At 67.3% G+C, this 17,540-nt stretch carries 13 protein-coding genes; 11 read left to right on the top strand and 2 right to left on the bottom strand.

Features of this window, described 5'->3' with window-relative positions; translation table 11 throughout:
• Positions 1-57 precede the first annotated feature (57 nt).
• Complete coding sequence (uvrA, locus tag IAE37_RS22000; protein ID WP_201176951.1) at positions 58-2,604, bottom strand: excinuclease ABC subunit UvrA; 2,547 nt, start codon at positions 2,602-2,604, stop codon at positions 58-60.
• 211 nt (positions 2,605-2,815) lie between these two features.
• On the opposite strand from uvrA, the gene IAE37_RS21995 reads away from it, so the two are divergent.
• The 7 genes from IAE37_RS21995 (at position 2,816) to IAE37_RS21965 (ending at position 12,088) form a co-directional block, all read left to right on the top strand.
• Entirely contained in the window at positions 2,816-3,991 is a 1,176-nt protein-coding gene (locus IAE37_RS21995; RefSeq protein ID WP_201176950.1) for a M20 aminoacylase family protein, read from the top strand.
• Positions 3,992-4,087: 96 nt separating this feature from the next.
• The gene (locus tag IAE37_RS21990) at positions 4,088-5,398 is read left to right on the top strand and encodes a citrate-proton symporter (protein WP_201176949.1); all 1,311 of its coding nucleotides are present in this window, start codon (positions 4,088-4,090) and stop codon (positions 5,396-5,398) included.
• Positions 5,395-6,852, top strand: a complete 1,458-nt coding sequence (locus IAE37_RS21985) for an amidase (RefSeq protein WP_201176947.1) — start codon at positions 5,395-5,397, stop codon at positions 6,850-6,852. The genes IAE37_RS21990 and IAE37_RS21985 overlap by 4 nt, the downstream gene beginning before the upstream one ends.
• Before the next feature lie 67 nt (positions 6,853-6,919).
• Positions 6,920-7,717: an IclR family transcriptional regulator gene (locus tag IAE37_RS21980; protein WP_236410090.1), complete on the top strand. Its 798-nt coding sequence runs from the start codon at positions 6,920-6,922 to the stop codon at positions 7,715-7,717.
• Positions 7,718-7,918: 201 nt separating this feature from the next.
• Positions 7,919-8,575: an ABC transporter ATP-binding protein gene (locus IAE37_RS21975; RefSeq protein WP_201176946.1), complete on the top strand. Its 657-nt coding sequence runs from the start codon at positions 7,919-7,921 to the stop codon at positions 8,573-8,575.
• Positions 8,575-11,034: an FtsX-like permease family protein gene (locus tag IAE37_RS21970; RefSeq protein WP_201176945.1), complete on the top strand. Its 2,460-nt coding sequence runs from the start codon at positions 8,575-8,577 to the stop codon at positions 11,032-11,034. The genes IAE37_RS21975 and IAE37_RS21970 overlap by 1 nt, the downstream gene beginning before the upstream one ends.
• Positions 11,024-12,088, top strand: a complete 1,065-nt coding sequence (locus IAE37_RS21965; RefSeq protein ID WP_201176944.1) for a lipocalin-like domain-containing protein — start codon at positions 11,024-11,026, stop codon at positions 12,086-12,088. Before IAE37_RS21970 ends, IAE37_RS21965 begins: the two co-directional genes overlap by 11 nt.
• 24 nt (positions 12,089-12,112) lie before the next feature.
• On the opposite strand, the gene IAE37_RS21960 is transcribed toward IAE37_RS21965, so the two are convergent.
• The gene (locus IAE37_RS21960) at positions 12,113-12,991 is read right to left on the bottom strand and encodes a helix-turn-helix domain-containing protein (protein ID WP_201176954.1); all 879 of its coding nucleotides are present in this window, start codon (positions 12,989-12,991) and stop codon (positions 12,113-12,115) included.
• A gap of 177 nt (positions 12,992-13,168) precedes the next feature.
• On the opposite strand from IAE37_RS21960, the gene IAE37_RS21955 reads away from it, so the two are divergent.
• From IAE37_RS21955 to IAE37_RS21940, 4 genes are all read left to right on the top strand, one after another.
• Complete coding sequence (locus tag IAE37_RS21955; RefSeq protein WP_201176943.1) at positions 13,169-13,996, top strand: SDR family NAD(P)-dependent oxidoreductase; 828 nt, start codon at positions 13,169-13,171, stop codon at positions 13,994-13,996.
• Positions 13,993-15,711, top strand: a complete 1,719-nt coding sequence (locus tag IAE37_RS21950; RefSeq protein WP_201176942.1) for an FAD-dependent oxidoreductase — start codon at positions 13,993-13,995, stop codon at positions 15,709-15,711. Before IAE37_RS21955 ends, IAE37_RS21950 begins: the two co-directional genes overlap by 4 nt.
• On the top strand, positions 15,711-16,040 hold the full coding sequence (locus tag IAE37_RS21945; RefSeq protein WP_201176941.1) for an NIPSNAP family protein: 330 nt from the start codon (positions 15,711-15,713) through the stop codon (positions 16,038-16,040). The genes IAE37_RS21950 and IAE37_RS21945 overlap by 1 nt, the downstream gene beginning before the upstream one ends.
• A gap of 135 nt (positions 16,041-16,175) precedes the next feature.
• Entirely contained in the window at positions 16,176-17,519 is a 1,344-nt protein-coding gene (locus IAE37_RS21940) for an MFS transporter (RefSeq protein ID WP_201176939.1), read from the top strand.
• The last annotated feature ends 21 nt before the right edge of the window (positions 17,520-17,540 follow it).

Genomic DNA, 17,540 nt, shown 5'->3' with positions numbered 1-17,540 from the left:
TCGGTTTGAGGGATGTGGTGGAGCTGAGATCGAGCGCCGCCCGCGCGGCGCGCGATCTCAACCCCCCTGCAAATCCCCAGCCGAGCCCAACAGGGCCCTGGCCAGGAACGGCGCCGTCCGGCTGCGCTCGCAGCGTGCCACGTGCCCAGGCGTACCACTGGCCACCACCATGCCCCCGGCATCACCGGCCCCCGGCCCGATGTCGATCACCCAGTCGCTTTGCGCCACCACGCGCATGTCGTGCTCGACCACCACCACGCTATGCCCGCCATCGACCAGGCGATTGAGCTGGACCAACAGGCGATCGATGTCCTGCGGGTGCAGGCCATTGGTGGGTTCGTCCAGTACGTACAACGTCGCTCCACGGGCCGTGCGTTGCAGTTCGGTGGCCAGCTTGATGCGTTGCGCCTCGCCGCCGGACAGTTCGGTGGCCGGTTGGCCCAGGCGCAGGTAGCCCAGGCCGATGTCCTGCAGCACCTGCAGGCAGCGCCGCGCCGGTGGCTGTTCGGCGAACACCTCCAGTGCCTGTTCGACGGTCAGTTGCAGCACCTGTGCGATGTTCATGCCCTGCCAGGTCACCGCCAGGGTCTCGGGGTTGTAGCGGGCGCCGTGGCAGGTCGGGCAGGGCGCGTAGACGCTGGGCATGAACAACAGCTCGACGCTGACGAAGCCTTCGCCTTCGCAGTTTTCGCAGCGGCCCTTGGCCACGTTGAAGGAGAAACGCCCGGCGTCGAAGCCATTGGCCTTGGCCTGCTCGGTGGCCGCGAACAGCTTGCGCACGTGGTCGAACAGGCCGGTGTAGGTGGCCAGGTTCGAGCGCGGCGTGCGGCCGATCGGCTTCTGGTCGACCTGGACCAGGCGCTTGATCCCGGACAGGCCCGAGGTGACCCGACCGCTGCCGACTTGCTCGGGTTCGTCTTCGAGGCTCTGCTCGTCGGGCTCGGCACGTTGCTCGGCATGGCCCAGGTGGGCACCGACCAGCTCCAGCAGGGCCTGGCTCACCAGGCTCGACTTGCCCGAGCCGGAAATTCCGGTGACCGAGGTGAAGCAGCCGAGCGGAAAGCGCGCCGCCAGGTCGTTCAGGTTGTTGCGGGTAATGCCTTCGAGGTGCAGCCAATCTGCCGGTTGCCGGGTGCTGCGCAGGGTGGACACAGGTTCCGCGAACAGGTAGGCACGGGTACGCGACGCCTCGACCTTGGCCAACCCGGCAGGCGCACCGCTGTAGAGGACCTGCCCGCCGTGCTCGCCAGCCGCCGGGCCGACATCCACCAGCCAGTCGGCGCGGCGCATGGTGTCCAGGTCATGCTCCACCACGTATACCGAATTGCCGGCCTGCTTGAGCCGTTGCAGGGCTTCGAACAGCGCTTCGCTGTCGGCTGGGTGCAGGCCGGCCGAGGGCTCGTCGAGCACGTAGATCACGCCGAACAACTGGGAGTTGAGCTGGGTGGCGAGGCGCAGGCGTTGCAGCTCGCCGGAGGACAGCGTCGGCGTGCTGCGTTCCAGGGCCAGGTAACCCAGGCCGAGATCGATCAGGGTCTCGACGCGCTCGAGCAGCTCGACGGCGATGCGCTGGGCGGCCAGGCGCTTTTCCAGGGTGAGGGCGTCGTCGTGCTGTTCCAGGTAGCCCGGTGCCGCGACCGCGCGAAACACCTCCGCCAGGGTCTGTAGCGGCAAGCGCGACAACTCGCCGATATCGCGGCCGGCAAAGGTCACCGCCAGCGCCTCGCGCTTGAGGCGTTTGCCCTGGCACAGCGGGCATGGGCTAGGGCGCATGAACTGGGCCACGCGCTTGCGCATCTGCGCGCTTTGCGAGTGCAGGAAAGTGTGCAGCACGTAGCGCCGGGCGCCGCTGAAGGTGCCCTGGTAGCTGGGTTCGAGCTTGCGTTTGAGCGCTGCGCGGGTCTGCGCCGGAGTGAGGCCGGCGTACACCGGCACGGTCGGGGTTTCTTCGGTGTAGAGGATCCAGTCGCGTTGTTCCTGGGGCAGGTCGCGCCAGGGGGTGTCGACGTCGTAGCCCAGGGTCACCAGGATGTCGCGCAGATTCTGGCCCTGCCAGGCCATGGGCCAGGCCGCTACCGCGCGCTCGCGGATGGTCAGCGACGGGTCGGGCACCATGGTGGCCTCGGTCACCTCGTAGACCCGGCCCAGGCCATGGCATTCGGGGCAGGCGCCCTGGGGCGTATTGGCCGAGAAGTCCTCGGCATGCAGCATCGGCTGGCCGGCCGGGTAGCTGCCGGCCCGGGAATAGAGCATGCGGATGGAGCTGGACAGGGTAGTGACGCTGCCCACCGACGAGCGTGCGCTGGGCGTGCCGCGTTGCTGCTGCAAGGCCACGGCCGGGGGCAGGCCGTCGATGGCGTCGACGTCGGGCACGCCGACCTGGTCGATCAGGCGCCGGGCATAGGGCGCCACCGATTCGAAGTAGCGGCGCTGGGCTTCGGCGTAGAGCGTGGAGAACGCCAGCGAGGACTTGCCCGAGCCAGAAACGCCGGTGAACACCACCAAGGCGTCGCGGGGGATGTCGACGTCGATGTTCTTCAGGTTGTGCTCACGGGCGCCACGGACGCGAATGAAACCGGAGGGGGCTGTGGGGCGTGGCGGCATGGGGCAGTCCTGGGCGGTTGGGGGAACGTGCCCAAGGTAGCAGTTATCGGCTGTTCTGTGCCTGCCTGTCGCGGTTCCACACCGTGGAACCACATTCGGTTGTGCTCCCCCGGCCACTCGCGTTTATCTGTCACCCAGCACGACCTGCCTTTGCCGTCGTGATCTCAAGCGAACAACAAGAACGGGACCCACCCGCGCGAGGAGATTCCACATGTTGCGACATCAGCACATCCTGGCCTGGCTCAACGACGTGGCCAGCGACCTGCACGCCATCCGCCACGATATCCATGCCCACCCCGAGCTCGGCTTCGAGGAAAGCCGCACCTCGGCCCTGGTCGCCCGCCTGCTGGAGGAGTGGGGCTACGAAGTACACACCGGCATTGGCAAGACCGGCGTGGTCGGCGTGCTGCGCAATGGCAGCAGCACGCGCAAGCTGGGGCTGCGCGCCGACATGGACGCGTTGCCGATCCACGAGGCCACCGGCGCCACCTACAGCAGCCAGCGCCACGGCTGCATGCACGCCTGCGGCCATGACGGCCACACCACCATGTTGCTCGGCGCGGCGCGCTACCTGGCCGCGACCCGCCAGTTCGATGGCACGCTGACGCTGATCTTCCAGCCGGCCGAGGAAGGCCAGGGCGGTGCCGAGGCGATGCTCGCCGACGGGCTGCTGGAGCGCTTCCCGTGCGATGCCTTGTTCGGCATGCACAACATGCCTGGGTTGCCGGCAGGGCACCTGGGCTTTCGCGAAGGCCCGATGATGGCCTCGCAGGACCTGCTCACCGTGACCCTCGAGGGCGTCGGTGGCCACGGCTCGATGCCGCACCTGACCGTCGACCCGCTGGTGGCTGCGGCCAGTGTGGTGATGGCCCTGCAGACCGTGGTGGCGCGCAATATCGATGCCCAGGAAGCGGCAGTGGTGACCGTCGGTGCCCTGCAGGCGGGCGAGGCGGCCAACGTGATCCCGCAGCAGGCGCTGCTGCGCCTGAGCCTGCGAGCCCTCGACGCCCAGGTGCGGGCGCAGACCCTGGCGCGAGTGCGGGCGATCATCACCGCCCAGGCCGAGAGCTTCGGCTGCACTGCCAGCATCGAGCATCGCCCGGCTTACCCGGTGCTGGTCAACCATGCTGCGGAAAACGCCTTCGCACACAAGGTCGGCCTGCAGCTGCTTGGCCCCGACGCGGTGGAGGGCAACACCCGCAAGCTGATGGGCAGCGAGGACTTCGCCTGGATGCTGCAGCGTTGCCCCGGTGCCTACCTGTTCATCGGCAACGGCGTGGAGCGGCCGATGGTGCACAACCCTGCCTACGACTTCAACGACGACATCCTCCTGACGGGCGCTGCCTACTGGGCCGCGCTGACCGAGAGCTGGCTCGAGCCGGCCTGACTGCCTGCATTGACGACTGCCGCTGGAGCCTGGGCGCGAGCGTGCCCGGGCGATCACTTGAGCGTTTCTGGCCAACAGATGGATGGAGTGTTCCGCATGCAGATTTCCAATTCAGGCGCGTCGCGTACCCGGCAAGTGGTCGCGGCGGTCATCGGCAACGCGTTGGAGTGGTATGACTTCATCGTGTATGGCTTCCTGGCGAGCATCATCGCCCGCCAGTTCTTCCCCTCGGACGACGCCTACGCGTCGCTGCTGATGGCCCTGGCGACCTTCGGCGTGGGCTTTTTCATGCGCCCGGTGGGGGGCGTGCTGCTGGGCATCTATTCCGATCGCAAGGGGCGCAAGGCGGCAATGCAGTTGATCATCCGCCTGATGACGCTGTCCATCGCGATGATCGCCTTCGCCCCCAGCTATCTGGCGATCGGCATGGGCGCGCCGCTGCTGATCGTGGTGGCACGCATGCTCCAGGGCTTCGCCACGGGGGGTGAGTACGCCAGCGCCACGGCGTTCCTGGTGGAAAGCGCCCCGGCCCACCGCAAGGGCTTGTATGGTTCCTGGCAGCTGGTGGGCCAGTGCCTGGCCGTGTTCAGCGGCGCGGCGATGGTCGCGCTGGTGACCCACCTGTGCAGCCCCGAGGCCCTGGCCAGCTGGGGCTGGCGCGTGCCGTTCGTGATCGGGCTGCTGATCGGGCCGGTGGGCTTGTGGATCCGCAAGCACATGCAAGAACCCGAGGAATTCCTCGAAGCGCGGCACAAGGCCAAGGGCCAGGCGCCGGGGCTGTTGCAGGTGCTGCGCGAGCATCGGCGCAGCCTGCTGGTGTCGATGGCGCTGGCCTGCGGGGCGACGGTTTCGTTCTACGTGGTGCTGGTGAACATGCCGACCTTCGCCCACAACAACCTCGGCCTGCCGTTGGACGAGGTGCTGCTGGTGCAGATGCTCGCCGTGGGCCTGATGACCGTGGTCATTCCGCTGTCTGGTGCGCTGTCCGACCGGCTTGGCCGGCGTCCAGTGCTGATGGCCTTCACCCTGGCGTTCTTCGTGATGGTCTACCCGTTGTACGTGTGGGTGGCCGCGGCACCGTCGATCGAGCGCCTGCTGGTGATGCAACTGCTGCTGTGCACGGCCATCGGCGGCTTCTTCGGCCCAGCGCCGACCGCCCTGGCCGAGCAGTTTCCGGTGGCGGTGCGCTCCACCGGCGTGTCGGTGGCCTACAACGTGGCGGTGATGGTCTTCGGCGGCTTCGCCCCGCTGATCGTCACCTGGTTGAGCAAGGCCCTCGGCACCCCCGTCGCACCGTCGTTCTACGTGCTGTTCGCCTGCCTGTTGACCTTGCTCGGCACCTACTGCCTCAAGGAAGCACCGCGCGCGAGCAAGACCGTTGCCTACAAACTTGGAGTAAAACCGTGAAAGCGTTAGCCATCGACCCTATCGTCGCCCTTGATGCCGAGCCCCTTTCCCAAGCGATCCATGCCCGTGAGGTGTCGTGCCGCGAGGTGATGCAGGCCTACCTGGGGCAGATCGAGCGCTGCAACCCGCAGGTCAACGCACTGGTATCGCTGCGCGATGGCCAGGCGTTGCTGAGCGAAGCCGACGACCGCGACCGGGAACTGGCGGCGGGGCGCTCGCGGGGCTGGATGCATGGCATGCCCCAGGCTATCAAGGACTTGGCGGCTACCGCTGGGCTGCGCACCACCCTCGGCTCGCCACTGTTCGCCGAGCAGGTGCCCACGGCCGATGCGATCAGCGTGGCGCGGGTCCGCGCCAGCGGCGCGATCATCGTCGGCAAGAGCAATGTGCCAGAATTCGGCCTGGGCTCGCAGAGCTACAACCCCTTGTTCGGCACCACCACCAATGCCTATGACCCTGGTCGTGTGGCCGGGGGCAGCAGTGGTGGCGCAGCGGCGGCGCTGGCCATGCGCCTGCTGCCGGTGGCCGACGGCAGCGACATGATGGGCTCGCTGCGCAATCCGGCGGCGTTCAACAATGTGTTCGGCCTTCGCCCGTCCCAGGGTCGGGTGCCTTATGGGCCGACGGCGGAGCTGTTCGTCCAGCAACTGGCCACCGAAGGGCCGATGGGCCGTAGCGTGCAGGACGTGGCGCGGCTGCTCACGGTACAGGCAGGTTTCGACGCTCGTGCGCCGCTGTCGCAGAGCAATGCACCGCTGGACTTCGCCAATGGGCTCGCGCGTGACTTCAAGGGCACTCGGCTCGGCTGGCTGGGGGACTACAACGGCTATCTGCCGATGGACGAAGGTGTGATGGGCCTGTGCGAGGCCGCCCTGGCGGATTTCGCCGAGCTTGGCTGCAGCGTCGAGGCCTGCCAGCCCGACTTCGAACTGGCCCGTTTGTGGCAATGCTGGCTCACCCACCGCCACTTCCTGGTGCACGGCAACCTGGCCGCGGCCTATGCCGACCCCGCCAAGCGGGCACTGCTCAAGCCCGAGGCACAGTGGGAAGTGGAGGGCGGCTTGCAGTTGAGTGCGGCGGCCTTGTACCAGGCCTCGCTGGACCGCAGTGCGTGGTACCAGGCGCTGAACGCGCTGTTCGAACGTTACGATTTCCTCCTGTTGCCGTCGGCCCAGGTGTTCCCTTTCGACGCAGCCGAGCCGTGGCCACGGGTGGTCGGTGGGCAGGCGATGGACACCTACCACCGCTGGATGGAGGTGGTGATCGGGCCGACCCTGGCCGGGCTGCCGGCGATGAGCGTGCCGGTCGGTTTCAACGCTACGGGGCTACCGATGGGGCTGCAGATCATAGGCCCGGCCCAGGCCGACCACGCCGTGCTGCAGCTGGCCCATGCCCATGAACAGCTCACCCGCTGGGTCGAGCGTTGCCCACCGGCGAGTCTGATAGTGCGTTGAAAGCCCTGGCCAGGCCCGTATCTTGCTGGGCATGATGACCATCCACGCACGCCAGGGAGGTCAAATCATGGGCACTACTATGGTCACGGCTACGGGCTCGGCAGCCGACAACGGCGGCGTTCGCTCGGTGGAGCGGGCGCTGGCCATCGTCGAGCTGCTTGGCGAGCATCAGGCGCTGGGCTTGGAGGAGCTGCATTACCTCACGGCCCTGCCCAAGGCCACGGTGTCGCGCATGCTTGCGACCTTGCAGGAGCAGGGTTGGGTCTATCGCGGCTTGAACGACCGGCGCTATCGCCTGTGCGCACGCAGGCTGTTCGGTGACAGCCAGCAGCGCTTCAAGCGCCTGTTCGTCGAGCGGGCGGCGCCGCTGTTGCTGGAGCTCAGCGAACGCACTGGCCTGGTGGCTGATTTGTCGTGCTTCGACGGTGAGCGGCTGGAAGTGATGGAAAGCGCCATTCCTCAGGTACTGCGCAAGCGTTACCCGAACAACTGCCAGATCGTCGGGCACCATGCCAGCCTGTTCCATTCGGCCATGGGCCGGGCCTGCCTGAAGGAACTGGCTGCGGACGAGGTGCAGCGGCTGGCCGCCCAGGAGCGCCAGGCTGGCGAGGCGGTGCTGCGCGACATCGAAGAGGACGGGCACAACGGCTTCGGGCAGCGCACCGAGGGCTACTGGGAATACCCGGTGCGCTTGCCGTTCCTGATCCGTGCGATCGCCTTGCCGGTGCGGGCGCAAGGCCGGCTGGCCGGGAGCATTGCCTTGCACTGGCCGGTGGACCAGGCACCGGTGGAGCGGGTGTCGAGCCTGTACCTGGATAGCCTGGAGGCGACGGTGGGGCAGGTACAGCATGCGCTGGGGAGTTAGGTTGATTTCGCTGGCCTCTTCGCGGCGGTTCGACGCATCGATAAACCCGCTCCTACAGGGTTGGTGATCACCCTGTAGGGGCGGGTTTATCGATGCGTCGAACCGCCGCGAAAGGGCCGTTACAGACAAAGCCGACTTGCCCCCAAGCGGCATCACCCGCTATCCCTATTGTCTGAACCCAGACACAAAAGGCCGCCGCCGATGCTGGTCGTCGAACACCTGCACAAGTCATTCCCCACCGCCCAGGGCCAGCTGCAAGTCTTGCGTGGCGTAGACCTGACCCTGCCCCGTGGCACCAGCCTGGCGTTGATGGGCGAGTCGGGCAGTGGCAAGAGCACCTTGCTGCACCTGCTGGCCGGCCTCGATCGGCCTGACAGTGGCCGTATCCTGATCGACGGCCATCCCCTCGACAGCCATGCCGAACCGGCCCTGGCCCGCTGGCGGCGCGAAGGCATCGGCCTGGTGTTTCAGCAATACAATCTCATCAGCAGCCTGGATGTGGCGGCCAACCTGGCGTTCCAGGCGCGCTTGGCCGGGCGCCACGACGTGCAATGGTCTGCCTACCTGGCGCAGCGGCTGGGGCTGTCGCAATTGCTGCAGCGCTACCCGGAGCAATTGTCGGGGGGCCAGCAGCAGCGGGTCGCCATTGGCCGTGCGCTGGCCAGCCGACCTGGCGTGCTCCTGGCCGACGAACCCACCGGCAGCCTCGATGAAGCCAGTAGCGACGAGGTTTTGGCCCTGCTCCTGCAATTGGTGGAAGAAGCCGGCAGCAGCCTGCTGATGGTCACCCACAGTCAACGCCTGGCAGCCCGCTTGGCGCACCGCTGCATGTTGCACCAGGGCAGGGTGCAAGGCTGATGAGCAGCCTGCGCATTGCCTTGCAGGCCCTGTGCAGCCACTGGTGGCGTCATCGCCTGCAAGCCCTCGGCATTTTCACCGGGCTGTGGCTGGCCACCGCGTTGTGGACAGGCGTGCAAGCCCTGAATAGCCAGGCGAGGAACGACTATGCCCAGGCCCGGGCGCTCTTGGCCGGCCCGCAAAGGCCACAAGTCGTGGCCCGCGACGGCCAGCGCTTCGATCAGGCGCTCTATGTACAGCTGCGCAAGCAAGGGTGGCAGGCAACCCCGCTGCTGGAAGGGCGCATGCGCCTGGCCGGGGAGCCGGAGGTCAGCCTGCAACTGATCGGCATCGAGCCGCTCAGCCTGTTGCCGGGGATGTCGGTGGCGGGAGCAGACACCCAAGGCTTCGACCTGCAAGCGTTCGTGGGTTCGCCGGGGCAGGCCTGGGTCGGGCCTGACACCTTGCGGCAACTCGGGAGTAAGGTCGGCGACCGACCGAAAACCATCGACGGACATACGTTGCCGCCACTGACCCTCAGCGCACAGTTGGCACCCGGCGTGATCGTGGTCGACATCGGTCAGGCGCAGACCTTGCTCGATGCGCCCGGGCAGCTCTCGCGGGTGATCGCCGGTGCCAACCGGCCATTGCCGGCTGATGTCGCGGCGCGCCTGAAGGTGGTGCCTGGCAGCGACGAGGGTGACCTGGAGCGGCTGACCGCAAGCTTTCACCTGAACCTCACCGCCTTGGGCCTGCTGGCCTTCGTGGTCGGGCTGTTCATTGCCCACGCGGCCATCGGCCTGGCCCTGGAGCAGCGGCGAGGGCTGATCCGCACGTTGCGTGCATGCGGGGTAAGCTTGAAAACCTTGCTGGGCGCGCTGGCCATGGAACTCGGCCTGTTCGCGTTGGCGGGCGGGGTGGCCGGGGTGCTGAGTGGATACCTGCTGGCTGCACTGCTCTTGCCAGACGTGGCTTCGAGCCTGCAAGGGCTGTACGGCGCGCGGCTGGCGGGGCAGTTGCAACTGCCATTGTGGTGGTGGTTGGCAGGCATTGCCGTGGCACTGCTGGGCGCCCTGCTGGCGGGCTGCGATAGCCTGTTGCGTGCCGCGCGCCTGCCCTTGCTGGCGTTGGCGCAGCCGCAGGCCTGGCGCCTGGCCCAGGTACCCTGGCTGAAACGCCAGGCCCTGGCAGGCAGCCTGTTGCTGGTGGCCGCACTGGGCTTGGGTTATCTGGGTAACGGCTTGCCTAGCGCCTTCGCGATGCTCGCGGCGTTGTTGCTGGCCGCGGCGTTGCTCCTGCCCGGTGTGCTGGCGGCACTGCTTGGCGGCCTGGCGCGTCGCTGCCGGCGCCCGTTGGCGCAATGGTTCGTCGCCGATAGCCGCGAGCAACTGCCAGCACTGAGCCTGGCGTTGATGGCGCTGTTGCTGGCATTGGCCGCCAGCGTTGGCGTAGGTGGCATGACCGAAGGTTTTCGGCGTACCTTCACCGGCTGGCTGGACCAGCGCCTGGCGGCGGATCTGTACATCAGCCCGCGCAACGACGCCCAGGCTCGGCAGATAGAGGCTCAGCTGATGCACGCACCGGGTGTCGGCAGCGTGCTGCCCAGTTGGCGGGTGGAGTGGCGTCTCGAGCACTGGCCAGTGCAGGTGCAAGGTGTGGTCGATGATGCCTTCTACCGCGATCACTGGCCATTGCTGGAACAGGCGCCCCAGGCCTGGGAACGGTTGGCAGCGGGGCATGGCGCCATGCTCAGCGAGCAACTGGCACGCCGCCTCGGGGTCTGGCTCGGAGATAGCGTGCCCTTGCCGAGCGAGCCGGCCCAGGCGCTGAGCGTGGTCGGCATCTACGCCGATTACGGCAACCCCAAGGGCCATGTCCTGGTCAACGCCGACTGGCTGCGCCGCCATGCGCCTGCGGCCCGGCTGGCGGGATTGAGCGTGCTGGCTCGCCCGGACGCGGTGCAATCGCTGAAGCTTGAACTGCAGCAGCGCTTCGCCCTGGATGATGATCGGCTGGTCGAGCAGGCCAGCCTCAAAGCCTGGTCGACCCAGGTGTTCAACCGCACGTTCACGGTGACGGCAGCCTTGAACAGCCTGACCCTTGGCGTGGCCGGGGTGGCGCTGTTGATCAGCCAGCTGACCCTGGGCCAACGCCGCCTGGGGCAGTTGGCGCCGCTGTGGGCATTGGGTGTTCCGCGCCGTTGGTTGGCCTGGCTGAGCCTGGGCCAGATGCTGCTGCTCAGTGGCTTCACCGTGCTGCTGGCGATCCCTCTCGGCCTGCTCCTGGCTTGGTGCCTGGTGGCGGTGGTGAACGTGCAGGCCTTCGGTTGGCGCCTGCCTTGGCACGTGTTCCCCGGGCAACTGGCGCAACTGGCCGTGCTGGGCCTGCTGACCAGCCTGCTGGCGAGCGCCTGGCCGCTTTGGCAACTGGCGCGCCGCCAGCCCAGCGACTTGTTGCGGCGGTTCAGCGATGAAGGTTGAAACCTGGGCCCTGCTGGCGTGCCTGCTGCTCGCCGGCTGCGAGCCACCCGCGCCTGCGCCGAAGGGTTACGCCGGCCTGGGCGCCGACGCTGGCGGATTCCAACCGGTGGCGGCCAATGTACCGCTGGTATTCCCTCGCGATCACGGTGCCCATGACGGTTTTCGCATCGAGTGGTGGTACGTCACCGCCAACCTCAACGACGCCGAGGGTCGTGACTGGGGCGTGCAGTGGACATTGTTCCGCTCGGCCTTGCGCCCCGGCGCGGAAACGACGGGGTGGAACAGCCCGAACCTGTGGCTGGGCCATGCGGCGCTGACTGGGCCTGGCGGTCACCAGGTCGGCGAGACCCTGGCCCGTGGCGGCATTGGCCAGGCCGGCGCCGTAGCCGAGCCGTTCCATGCATGGATCAACGACTGGTCGTTGCAGGGGGGACCTGGGATAGACCAGCTACGCATGCGCGCCAATGGGCCTGGATTCAGCTACGACCTGAGCCTGGCTAGCGACCGACCGCTGGTGCTGCATGGCAACCAGGGCTACAGCGAAAAGTCCGGCAAGGGTCAGGCGTCGTATTACTACAGCCAGCCGTTCTATCGGGTGAAGGGCCAGGTGCAGCGCGACGGGCAGCGTATCCCGGTGACCGGGCAGGCCTGGCTCGACCGCGAGTGGAGCAGCCAGCCACTGGCGGCTGGGCAGAGCGGTTGGGACTGGTTCTCGCTGCACCTGGCCAGTGGGGCCAAGGTGATGGTGTTCCAGGTGCGTGAGGACCAAAGGGCGCCATACCGCGCCGGTACCTGGGTCGATTCCCAAGGGCGGACCCGAGCGTTGCAAGGCGGCGAGATCGAACTCACACCGCTGGCCTGGACCCGGCAGGAAAATGGCAAGCAGATACCGACCCACTGGCGGGTCGCGGTGCCTGCGGTGCAGCTGGACGTGCAGGTCGAGGCCATCGAGCCCAAGGCCTGGATGGGGACACGGTTCCCGTATTGGGAAGGGCCGGTGCGCATCAGCGGGGATGGGCAGGGGCGGGGGTATCTGGAGATGACGGGGTATTGAACGGCCTTTCATTGCGTAACGCGATCAACCCTGTCTCGCCCCCCGAAAATCACTCGGACTCACCCCACACTGCTTGCGGAAGAACCGGCTGAAATAGCCCACGTCGACAAACCCCAGCTCATGGGCGATCTCCTTCACGCTGGAGGTCGAATGCCCCAGGGTCCGCTTGGCCTCCAGCACCAGCCGGGCATTGATCACGCTCATCGGCGTCATGCCCAGATGCTCCTGGCACAGCCTTCCCAAGGTAGTCAGGGTCATGCCCAGCTCACTGGCGTAGAACCCCAGCGGCAGGTGTTCGCGGTAGTGCTGGTCCACCAGTTCGCGAAAGCCGGTCAACTGCTGGCTGCGCCGCGAGGGCTGGCGGGGCGCTGCGCCGGGGGCGTCGGGCTCGTGACGCAGCGACTGGATCAGTAGGGCCAGGAGCAGCGACATGCTGCTGGCCACATGTTCGCGGGCGCGGTTGTGGTACTCCTCGCGCAAGGCGCGGCACAACGGCAGCAAGGGGTCTTCGTCGGCGGGCCAATGGGGCAGGGCGATGACCTGGGGCTTGCGGATCTGTGCCAGCAGGTGCGGCGCCAGCACCTGGGCGATGCTTTCCAGCGGTGGTTGCGCGGCGGTGACGACCTGGCCTTCGACCTGGCCGGCCCAGTTGAAGCCATGCACCACCTGCGCCGGCACGTACACCACGCACGGTGCCCGCACCTGCAGGCGCTCGCTGTCGAACAGCACCTCACCGGCGCCGCTCTGCAAGTACAGCCACTGCAACAGGCCCTCGTGGCGGTGCGCGGCGATTTCCCAGTTGTGCGCGCCGGAGCGCTTGGAGATCTGCTCCACATGCAGCGATTCGTGCCACACCGGCTGCGCGGTCTCGCCGTACAGGGCGTAGTTGGGGATCTTGTTCATGTCGTTGTAATTGTTCTGGACGCTACCCGCCCACTGTGCCACAGGCGGGCGCGAGGTCCAGGGGGCAGGGACGAAATTGCCGGGAATGTGGCCGCGCTTGCAGGTTTTGTCCATTCTGCAAAGCCTGCCGCCGGCCCTAGGCTGTTCGCCAGATGAAGCGACACTCTGGAGAGCGGTATGCAGAACAACAACAGCAATTCCCATTGGCTGGGCCTGGACTCGGCTGTCTGCGTGGTCACCGGCGCCGCCGGTGGCATCGGTGCGGCTCTGGCCCGCGCGCTGGTCGAGCAACAGGCCCATGTGCTGTTGCTCGACCGGGATATCGACAAGTGCCGGGAGCTGGCGGCCACCCTGGCCGAGCACAGCGTCGGCGAAGTCAGTGCGCTGGCCTGCGACATCGCCGACCCTGCCAGCGTCGAACAGGCCGCGGCGCAGGTGCAGGCCCTGCACGGCCGCTGTGACGTGCTGGTCAACAACGCCAGCGTGCTGCGCCCGGGTTCGCTCGACGAGATCGGCCTGGAGCAGTGGAACCAGGTGTTGGCGGTCAACCTCAGCGGCTACCTGTTGTGCGCCCAGGCGTTCGGCCGTGGCATGCTCCAGCGGGGTCAGGGCCGCATGGTGCATGTCGCTTCCATCGCCGCGCACTACCCACAGCCCAACAGTGGCGCCTACAGCGCAGCCAAGGCCGGGGTCAGCATGCTGTCGCGCCAACTTGCCGTCGAATGGGGGCCTCGCGGGGTGCGCAGCAATACCGTGTGCCCGGGGCTGATTCGCACGCCGCTGTCGGCGGCGTTCTATACCGACCCGAACATCGAACGCCAGCGCAGCGCCATGACCGCCAACGGGCGCATCGGCGAACCGCAGGATATCGCCGAAGCCGTGTTGTTCCTGGCCAGCCCGCGTGCCGACTACATCAATGGCGCCGAACTGACCGTCGATGGCGGGCTGGAAAGCATGCCCATGGCGTTGATTCCACGCCCAGGCTTCGAGGGGGTACGACCATGACCACGCGAACCTGCGATGTGCTGGTGATCGGCGCGGGTGCCGGTGGGCTGTCCACGGCGATCACGGCGAAGAAGCATGGCCTGGATGTGCTCGTCATCGAGAAGGACGACTGCTTCGGTGGCACCACGGCGTTTTCCGGTGGCGTGCTGTGGGTCCCGGGCAACCGGCTCGGCAGCAACGACAGCAAGGAGGCCGCACTGACCTATCTGCGCAACGAAGCCGGGGCCTGTTTCGATGAAGCAGGTGTCGAGGCGTTCCTGCGCCACGCTCCGGACATGGTCGAGTTCTTCCAGCGCGAGACCGCCGTGCGCTTCGTGCCCACCCTGTACCCGGATTATCACCCGCAAGTCGAAGGGGGCGTCGATGTCGGGCGCTCGATCCTGGCCGCGCCCTTCGACATCCGCGAACTGGGCGCTGACATGGCGCGGCTGCGCCCACCGCTGAAGACCATCACCTTCATCGGCATGATGTTCAATTCCTCGAACGCCGACCTCAAGCACTTCTTCAATGTCACCCGGTCGTTGACGTCGTTCGTGTACGTGGCCAAGCGCCTGCTGACCCACCTCAAGGAGCTGGCGTTGTATCGCCGCGGTACCCAGGTCACCAGCGGCAATGCCCTGGCCGCGCGCCTGGTGAAGTCGGCGCAGGACCTGGGTATTCCGATCCTCACCGGTACGCCAGCCAAGCAGTTGCTGCACGAGGGCGGGCGGGTCCGCGGCGCACTGGCCAACCAGGCGGGTCAGGCGCTGCGGATCGAAGCACGGCGCGGCGTGGTGTTGGCATGTGGCGGTTTTTCCCACGACTTGCAACGCATCCGCCAGGCATACCCGCACCTGCGCCGCGGTGGCGAGCACTTTTCGCCGGTACCTGCAGGCAACACCGGAGATGCTGCGCGCATGGCCGAGGCCCTGGGCGCCACGGTCGACATCCGCCTGCAGGCCGCCGCCGCATGGATGCCGGTGTCCAAGGTGCCGATGCGCGGTGGTGGGCAGGTAGCCTTCCCGCACCTGCTCGACCGCTACAAGCCCGGGGTGATCGGCGTGCTGCGCAGCGGCAGGCGCTTCACCAACGAGTCCAACTCCTACCACGACGTCGGTGCCGCTTTGATCGAGGCCTGCGCCGATGCCAAGGAAACCGCCATGTGGCTGGTCTGCGACCGTCGCACCTTGGCCAAGTACGGGCTGGGCTATGCCAAGCCGGCGCCGATGCCGTTGTCGCCGTTGCTGCGCAATGGCTATCTGGTCAAGGGCGACAGCCTGGTGGAGCTGGCACGTAATGCCGGCATCGATGCCCAGGGCCTGGAGCAGACGGTGCGTGAGTACAACCTTGGGGCGCGCCAGGGGCAGGACCTGCAGTTCGGCCGTGGTTCGACCAGCTTCAATCGCTACCTGGCCGACCCGCAGCAGCAACCCAACCCCTGCGTGGCGCCAGTGGGCGAGGGGCCGTACTTCGCGGTCAAGGTGGTGATGGGCGATCTCGGCACGTTCGACGGCCTGCGCACCAGCGTGGTCGGCGAAGTGCTCGATGGCGAACAGCAGGCCATCGATGGGCTATATGCCGTGGGCAACGACCGCGCCAGCATCATGGGCGGCAACTACCCCGGCGCCGGCATCACCCTGGGGCCGATCATGACCTTCGGCTACATCACCGGCCGCCATCTGGCGGGCGTCGACCAGGGCCTGGCCAGTGCCGCCCAGGCGCGGGAGGTGGCGTGATGCACAAGCCCATCGTCGACCACCGCGTCTATACCATCCGCCCGCGCTGCATGGCGGCCTTCCTCGAAGCGTTCGACCAGCTGGCGATGCCGATCCTGCTGCGCCACCTGGGCCCACCGCTGGCGTTCTACGTCAGCAGCATCGGCCCACTGAACCAGGTGGTGCACCTGTGGGGCTACGACAGCCTGGACGATTTCGAGAAGCGTAGCGCCGCGCGCGATGCCGACCCCGACTTCGCTGCCTACCTGCACGCTACCCGTGACCTGGTGGTGGCCCAGGAGACGCGGATCATCAAGCCGGTGCCGCTGCGCAGCCTCGCCACTGCCTAATTTCCAAGCGCGGGTGCAATCCCCGTAGGAGCGGGTTTACCCGCGAAGCAGGCCACGCGGTGAATGGCACCGGCTCCGCCGGTGTTCGCGGGTAAACCCGCTCCTACACGATAAAAACAACAAGAGACTCAGGCAATGAACCATACCCTCGACGTGCGCCAGCTGATCGACCAGCGGCCAATCGGCCATTTCCAGAAATGGGTCGTTTTCCTCGGCTTCCTGATCATCGCCCTGGATGGCCTGGACGTGGCCATCATCGGTTTCATCGCGCCACAACTGAAAAGCGAATGGGGCCTCGGCCCGCAAAGCCTGGGGCCGGTGCTCAGTGCCGCACTGATAGGGCTGGCCCTGGGGGCACTGGTCGCCGGCCCGCTGGCCGACCGTCATGGGCGCAAGGCGGTGCTGCTCGGCAGTGTGCTGCTGTTCGGCCTGTGGACCCTGGCCTCGGCGTTCGCGCCGAACCTGGAAACCTTGGTGGCGTTGCGCTTTCTCACCGGCCTGGGTTTGGGCGCCGCCATGCCCAATGCCAGCACGTTGGTCAGCGAATACGCCCCGGCGCGCAGCCGTTCGTTGTTGATCACTCTGGCGTTCTGCGGATTTTCCCTGGGTGCTGCGGCCGGGGGCTTCGTCAGCGCCTGGATGATTCCCAATCTGGGCTGGCGCAGCGTGCTGGCCTTGGGCGGCGTGCTGCCGTTACTGGTGCTGCCACTGCTGTACTGGCGCCTGCCTGAATCGGTCACCTTCCTGGTCAGCAAGGGCGCCGAGCCGCAGCGCATCCGCGCCATCGTCGAGCGCCTGGCCCCAGGTGTCAGCACGCCGTCCACGCACTTCGCGCTGGCGGCGGATGCGCCGAGCCAGGGCGGAGCCATCGGCACCATTCTGTCGCCACGCTACCGTTTCGGCACGCTGATGCTGTGGTGCGGCTATGTCCTGGCGCTGTTCCTGGTCTACCTGTTCAGTGGCTGGTTGCCGACCCTGGTGAAGGAGGGCGGCGGTTTCTCGGTGTCCGAGGCGGCCATCGTCACTGCCTGCTTCCAGATTGGCGGGCCGGTGGGGGCGATTGCGGTGGGCTGGGCGATGGATCGCTGGCACCCACAGCGGGTGCTGATGCTGACGTTCCTGTTCAGTGGCGTGGTGGTGTTCGCCATCGGCCAGGTGGCCGGTGATTTCACCTGGCTGTGTGCCATCGCCTGGGCCGTGGGCTTTGGCCTGAATGGTGGCAGTGTGGGCATGAATGCGCTGGCTGCAGGGTTCTACCCAACCGAGGCGCGGGCCACGGGGGCCAGTTGGATGAGTGGGATCGGACGCTTCGGGGCGATTCTCAGCGCCTTTGCCGGGGCGCAGATGCTGGCGATGGGTTGGCGTTTCGACCAGGTCTTCGCCGCCTTGCTGGTGCCGGCCGGGTTGGCTGCCCTGGCGGTGCTGTTGCAGGGCTGGCACGCCCAGGCTGCGCGGCGCGGGGCCGCGCAGCCGGCGTGAGTGGGCGCTAGCAGGCGGCGG

The sequence above is a fragment of the Pseudomonas sp. S31 genome, assembly GCF_016648105.1.
GTDB lineage: Bacteria > Pseudomonadota > Gammaproteobacteria > Pseudomonadales > Pseudomonadaceae > Aquipseudomonas.
The sequence above is the reverse complement of the archived record's forward strand: the minus strand, read 5'-3'. Positions and strand labels throughout refer to the sequence as shown.